Source organism: Cytobacillus sp. FSL R5-0377 (assembly GCF_038004385.1).
Lineage (GTDB): Bacteria > Bacillota > Bacilli > Bacillales > Cytobacillaceae > Cytobacillus.
The window spans coordinates 4,136,420-4,142,500 of sequence record NZ_JBBORA010000001.1; the positions used below are offsets into that span (position 1 = coordinate 4,136,420).

The following is a 6,081-nucleotide window of genomic DNA, read 5'->3' on the forward strand; positions in this document are numbered from 1 at the left end:
GCTTCCAAAAGGATTGACTTATAGTTGGGTGTCGTTTATTATTAGGTTAACGCTGTAAAGATCGTTATATACTTTTTGGATAAGTAGTCGTAGCTGCAAAGAAATGTAGGCGATCGTTCATCCTCATTTCTGGCACCTGCGACTTTTTTATGTTTAAGTTTAATGGTACATTTATAGTGAAAAACAATTTATTGGAGGCAACACAAATGAACACAGGTAAAGTTAAATGGTTTAATGCAGAAAAAGGTTTCGGATTCATCGAATCTTCAGAAGGTCAAGATGTATTCGTACACTTCTCCGCTATCCAAACTGAAGGTTTCAAAACTTTAGAAGAAGGTCAAGACGTAACTTTCGAAATCGTTGAAGGTAACCGTGGACCTCAAGCTGCTAACGTAACAAAAGCATAATTTTGCTTAATGAGGTGATGCATGTCTAATCATGCATCACCTTTTTATGTTTGCTTATCCACTTTGTAGCCTTCAGCATTCCTCAAAACAGATCTTCTGCAACACCTGCTTTTAGGATATGTATTTTTCATTTCACCCAATTAAAATTCTTCACTTACAAAAAGTTTAAAATTAGTGCAAACGGAAATGTAAAAAAGAGATGCAAACTGGAAAGCCTAGTAAAGTGTCAATGTCTTTATACAAAAACAAAAACAGTCTTTCAGTACCTAATAACATATGTAATTCAAGGAGGAACTTATATTTTGACAACTTTTTCAGATTTTGGCTTAAGTAATGAAATAGTAAAAGCCCTTTCCAATATGGGCTTCGAGGAACCAACACCTATTCAGGCACAGGCTATTCCAATTGGAATGCAGGGCAAGGATATGATTGGCCAGGCGCAGACTGGAACTGGAAAAACTACTGCTTTCGGTGTACCGCTTTTAGAGCAGATTGATTTAAACGAAGGAATTCAAGGCCTTGTCCTTGCTCCAACAAGGGAGCTTGCCGTACAGGTAGCTGAAGAATTAAACCGTATAGGACAGGTAAAAGGTGTCCGGACACTTCCTGTTTACGGCGGTCAGGATATTAGCCGCCAAATACGTGCACTAAAAAAACACCCTCATATCATTGCAGCTACACCAGGAAGATTAATTGACCATATTGAAAGAAAAACAATTCGTTTAAGCAATATCAAAATGGTCGTTCTGGATGAAGCTGATGAAATGCTCAATATGGGATTCATCGAGGATATCGAAAGAATTCTAAGTGAAATTAAAGGGGAGCGCCAAACCCTGCTTTTCTCTGCTACAATGCCGAGAAGAATTCAGACCCTTGCTGAAAAATTCATGCAGGAGCCTGAAATGGTTAAAGTGAAAGCAAAAGAAATGACAGTTAAAAATATTGAACAGTATTATATGGAAACGCATGAAAAACAAAAATTTGATGTGCTTTGCAATTTGCTGGATATACAATCACCTGAGCTGGCAATTGTATTTGGCCGGACAAAAAAGCGTGTAGATGAAGTGGTGGAAGGTCTTATTAAGAGAGGATATTCTGCTGAAGGAATTCATGGAGATATTCCTCAGGCGAAAAGAGATCAGGTAATCCGCCGATTTAAAGAACAGACAATCGATATTATGGTTGCGACTGATGTTGCTGCCCGGGGCCTAGATATTTCAGGTGTATCTCATGTTTATAACTTCGATATCCCGCAGGATCCTGAAAGCTATGTTCACAGAATTGGACGTACTGGCCGTGCAGGTAACAAAGGACTCGCGATCACGTTCGTTTCACCAAGAGAAATCGACCACCTGAAGATAATCGAAAATGTTACAAAGAGCAAAATGGCGAAAAAGCCTGTACCATCATTTAAGGACGTTGTTGCAGGCAACCAGCAGGCGACTATTAATAAACTTTTAGAAGTAATTGAAAGAGAAGAGCATGCAGACTTCAAGAGAGTGGCGGAAAACCTTCTTGAAGATACAGATTCTGTTACCATGCTTGCAGCAGCGCTGAAATTACTGACTAAGGGTCCTGATGTAACTCCTGTTAAATTAACTGCTGTGGAACCTATCCGTGTCAGAAAGCCTAAAGGTGATCGTGGAGGAAGAAGATTCGGCGACAGGTCCAGAGGCGGCGGACGCGACAGAAGAGATTTTAAAGGCGGCCGGGATAGACGAAGCAGCAAGCCGCGCAGTAATAGCAATAAGGGATAATTCGCAGCCTGAAAAGCAATAAAAGATTTTTTTTCAGTGCTTTTTGAATATTTTATTATAAAAATTGAGGAATTTACCCATATTAGTAAATGCAGGGGAAAATTACTCTGTGAGTTATAGATATTAGGAGGAAATTTACATGGCAACAGGCAAAGTAAAATGGTTTAACTCAGAAAAAGGTTTTGGTTTTATCGAAGTTGAAGGCGGAGAAGATGTATTTGTTCATTACTCTGCAATCCAAACAGAAGGTTTCAAAACCCTTGATGAAGGCCAGGAAGTTAACTTTGACATAGAGCAGGGCCAGCGTGGACCACAAGCTGTAAATGTAACAAAGTTATAATGATGGATTAGAGAGTCCCTTGATGGGGCTCTCTTTTAATTTTTCGGGGTATATAAGGTATAACAGCAGGGAGAAAGGACTGGTCATGATTAAAAAAATCCTTATTTTATCAGATACTCACATGCCAAAGAAGTCAAAAAAGCTGCCGGAAGTACTGTTGAAAGCAATTAACGGCTGTGACTTAATTATTCATGCAGGCGACTGGCAGACCAGCGAGCTCTATCATGAATTAAAAAAGTATGCGCCAGTTGAGGGGGTATATGGAAATACAGATAATGATGAAATGCACACCATTTTAAAGGAAAAAATACTGCTTGAAATAAATGGCTTTAAAATAGGAGTTGTCCATGGACATGGAAAGGGTAAAACAACTGAAAAAAGAAGTATTGAGGCTTTCGGAGATGGAAAAGTTGATGCTATTATATTCGGGCATTCACATATCCCGGTCAACAAACTTCATAATGGGGTTATCCTGTTTAATCCCGGGTCTCCGACTGACAAGCGCAGGCAGCCGAACTATTCGTTCGGCACCCTGGAAATTGCAGATGAGTTAATATTTAATCATGTTTTTTTCGATTCAAAGGAATAAACCTTTATTAAACCTTTAATATATTCAGTTAAATTCATAATAATCCTGAGTGCCGTATGGCTCAAAGCCGCAAGATTTGTATAATGAAAGAGCATGGTCATTTTCTGCAGCGACTTCAAGATGCACCCAGTTGATTCCCCTGCTGTGCTGAAGATTAACAACATTGGTAAGGGCGCTTCTGCCGATTCCTTTTCTCTGGAATAAAGGATCGACAGCAAAGCCGTAAATCCACGCAGCATCTTCTTCTGTTTGAATCCTGATCTTGCCGGATTTTACCCTTTTGTATTCTATAATAAATGTCTTTTCATTTTCACAGTCGAAGTTAGTATTATTATTAAATGCCTCTGCCTCTTCTTTTGGAATATTAAAGCATACAGTATCAAGGTGATTAATGAAATCCAGGTCACTGCTCTCTGCTTTCCTCATAGTGACTTCTGGGTTATTTGCTCCGATACTCGCACTTTTATGGCGTTTCATTTGATACTCGGAGAATGAATAAGTGCAAGGCAATGACTTTATAAAGCCTTTCGCAGATTCTGAAGTGGCTGGTGCATTGATAAGCAATTTGTTTGCCTCAGTTAACTGTTTTGCTGCTTCATTAAATAAACTGCAGAATATCCCCTTGCGTCTATGATCCGGATGAACCATTCCGCATATTTCCACCGGGCCGCCGAAATTGTAAAGAGCAAGGTACCCTATTAATTTTCCGCTTTGATCATAATGAAAATAGTCGTTTTTCTCATCTGCAGGTCTTGATTTCAAAGTATCCCAGTTTAATTTTAATTTGATATTCTCTGCCTCTTCACATATTTGCTGTAAAGAGTGGATATCGTCTAATTGTTTTTTGGTCAGCACTCAGGCGGCCTCCTGTATAAAAAATTGATAAACCAATAATATAAGAAAACGGTTTAAACGAATAGCCCTAAATTTAAGGCTGTTGATTGCAGTGGAAGGTACGAGATTCCGGCGGGATTAATAGGGACAGATGAGACCCGGCGTCCAGCTTTGGGACTAACTGCCCCACGATTCGCTGAGCAGCCTTGACCCGAAAATCAACGTACAGCTTTAGCTGTGATTGAAATTATGTAAATTAAGAAAGCTATATGTTAGGATTGTATGGTTAAGGAGGAGATATAATGAAAAATTTCACTGTAAAGTTTCATAAGGAAGACACTATACAGCAAATGCTTGTTCAGAAGCTTAATGAGAATGATTTTGAAAAATATACTGAAGGCGGAACCAGGCATTTATTTGAATTGAACTCAAATGTCGGTTATTTTATCTTTTTTGACGCTGTCGATAATGAAGGTAAAGAGTCTTACATGGTTCTCCAATATGAAGGCGAATCAGAAGAACCCAGTGCATGCTTTGCTTTTGAATTAAAGGACTTCTATCAATTCACGGCTCTTTATCTGAATGACCTTGATTTTAATGAAGGAAATAATGAGGACAGGGAAGAGGCTTATACACCTATACAGCATTTGGCACATTTAATGTATCACATAATTGAAGAGGGAAAGGATATATAAATAAGGTAAAAGAGCAGGTGAACCTGCTCTTAATTTTTTTCCTCGGAAAGGCTGTCACGGCAGAAAGCAGAAACTGTTTTTTCTTCATCTTCATCTAAAGCGAAATCTAATACAGTTCCGGACTCTCCTTCAACAAAATGATAATTAAGAATCCTCTCGTCTTCTCCATTTTTGAAATAAAGCACTCTAAGCCTAATGCCATTCTCTGAATATAGTTCATCCTCTTCATCCACATCAATATCTAAAAAGAATTCGTAGCGGTCACCTGTTAAAATGCCTGTTGGATCTTGTATGTACTCAACGGTATAACTTGTAATGTCCATGGTCTTCACCCTTTCTATCGCTGCTGTACATGTCATTATACACTTTTCCCGGATTTGGTTAATAGTATTTAACAATTTTTTGCTGCTCTTCAATGTTTAAATCTGCAGGTTTAGAACTTTTTGACAGCATCATTTAAATATGTTATACTATTTTTAGTTAAAAGAATATAATATTGCCCATAAACACTTGTTATATAGAGCCAGTGGTTCGTCACTTTATATAGCAAGTGATTTTTATTTTGGGTAAGGGTCTTACTCTTTGGGAGGTGCCTGTTTATGGCAATGGGATTTGGCAGAAAAAACATGGAAGAAATCAAGGTTGAAGAAGTGAAAATTTGGGAGTGTACATCTGAGGCCTGCAATTGCTGGGTAAGGGACAATTTCAAAAGCAGCCAGGTACCTCTTTGTCCGATTTGCAAAAGTGAAATGAAAGAAACGACTAAAGAGCTGCAAGTCGTTAACAATAACAGCATATTCTCTAAATAATTGAAGGGGCGATCTAATCGCCCTTTTATTTTTTATCTGGATTTTGTTAAGTGAAGGGCACTTCTTTCGTCTGATCCAGAGACATTTTTAATCGAGGTGTTAATGTTTTTAATGAGCTTGCTAAACTTCCTCATTTAATGAAAAAGTATATGTTTGTCCGAGATGAACAAAATAATGGAAACGAGTGAAACTGGATGTGGAAGTATGTCAAATTTGCTTTGGTTTCTTGGATTAGTGCTCATTAGCCTATGGCTTTTTTATATAACCCATAAGAAAACAGATTTTCGTTTTAATCTGGCGGTTTATTTCTTCACTATGGGACTTTCTTTTTTAATGGAATATATCGTATTGATTTTAGGTGACGCCTACTCCTACTATCCGAATTTCTTTTCCGTCCATTGGTATGATAATGTTTTTGGTTCAAGTATTTCACAGGCTTTTTTTATTCCCAGTGTATTGATGGTGATAGCGGCTTTTAGAATCCCCTTAAAATGGATTATTTTCATAATAGCCTGTATTTATGGAATAGAAGAGTTATTTCTGTGGCTTGGCATCTATGAACATAACTGGTGGAAATCCTGGTTTACCCCGGTAATTTTATTTGGGGCTGTATACGTTATAAAATGGTGGCGGAGCAAAGTCGAAGACCC

9 protein-coding genes (1 of these 9 running past the window's edge) are annotated in these 6,081 nt (G+C 38.2%); 7 read left to right on the forward strand and 2 right to left on the reverse strand.

Annotation, left to right across the window (positions count from 1 at the left end):
* Nucleotides 1-206: 206 nt before the first annotated feature.
* From NSQ49_RS21110 to NSQ49_RS21125, 4 genes are all read left to right on the forward strand, one after another.
* Nucleotides 207-407 carry a cold-shock protein gene (locus tag NSQ49_RS21110; RefSeq protein WP_009332508.1) on the forward strand — a complete coding sequence of 67 codons (201 nt, stop codon included), beginning with the start codon at nucleotides 207-209 and terminating at the stop codon, nucleotides 405-407.
* A gap of 302 nt (nucleotides 408-709) precedes the next feature.
* A complete protein-coding gene (locus NSQ49_RS21115; protein ID WP_159870327.1) occupies nucleotides 710-2,164 on the forward strand; it encodes a DEAD/DEAH box helicase in 1,455 nt (484 codons plus the stop codon).
* Between the two features lie 139 nt (nucleotides 2,165-2,303).
* Nucleotides 2,304-2,504 (forward strand): cold-shock protein, encoded by a 201-nt coding sequence (locus NSQ49_RS21120; RefSeq protein ID WP_009332506.1) that lies wholly within the window; start codon nucleotides 2,304-2,306, stop codon nucleotides 2,502-2,504.
* 85 nt (nucleotides 2,505-2,589) lie between these two features.
* Nucleotides 2,590-3,093 carry a metallophosphoesterase family protein gene (locus NSQ49_RS21125; protein ID WP_159870329.1) on the forward strand — a complete coding sequence of 168 codons (504 nt, stop codon included), beginning with the start codon at nucleotides 2,590-2,592 and terminating at the stop codon, nucleotides 3,091-3,093.
* A gap of 24 nt (nucleotides 3,094-3,117) precedes the next feature.
* On the opposite strand, the gene NSQ49_RS21130 is transcribed toward NSQ49_RS21125, so the two are convergent.
* A complete protein-coding gene (locus tag NSQ49_RS21130) occupies nucleotides 3,118-3,948 on the reverse strand; it encodes a GNAT family N-acetyltransferase (protein ID WP_236566327.1) in 831 nt (276 codons plus the stop codon).
* Between the two features lie 281 nt (nucleotides 3,949-4,229).
* On the opposite strand from NSQ49_RS21130, the gene NSQ49_RS21135 reads away from it, so the two are divergent.
* Nucleotides 4,230-4,622 (forward strand): cytosolic protein, encoded by a 393-nt coding sequence (locus NSQ49_RS21135; RefSeq protein ID WP_159870331.1) that lies wholly within the window; start codon nucleotides 4,230-4,232, stop codon nucleotides 4,620-4,622.
* Between the two features lie 29 nt (nucleotides 4,623-4,651).
* Here the strand turns inward: NSQ49_RS21135 and NSQ49_RS21140 are convergent, their stop codons facing one another.
* A complete protein-coding gene (locus NSQ49_RS21140) occupies nucleotides 4,652-4,945 on the reverse strand; it encodes a DUF6509 family protein (protein WP_201306609.1) in 294 nt (97 codons plus the stop codon).
* Between the two features lie 276 nt (nucleotides 4,946-5,221).
* On the opposite strand from NSQ49_RS21140, the gene NSQ49_RS21145 reads away from it, so the two are divergent.
* Complete coding sequence (locus NSQ49_RS21145; RefSeq protein WP_035331574.1) at nucleotides 5,222-5,431, forward strand: cold-shock protein; 210 nt, start codon at nucleotides 5,222-5,224, stop codon at nucleotides 5,429-5,431.
* 204 nt (nucleotides 5,432-5,635) lie between these two features.
* Nucleotides 5,636-6,081 carry the 5' portion of a hypothetical protein gene (locus NSQ49_RS21150; protein WP_159871972.1) on the forward strand. It continues 418 nt past the right edge of the window, so 446 of the gene's 864 nt are visible here — the first part of the coding sequence; its start codon is at nucleotides 5,636-5,638; its stop codon lies off the right edge, out of view.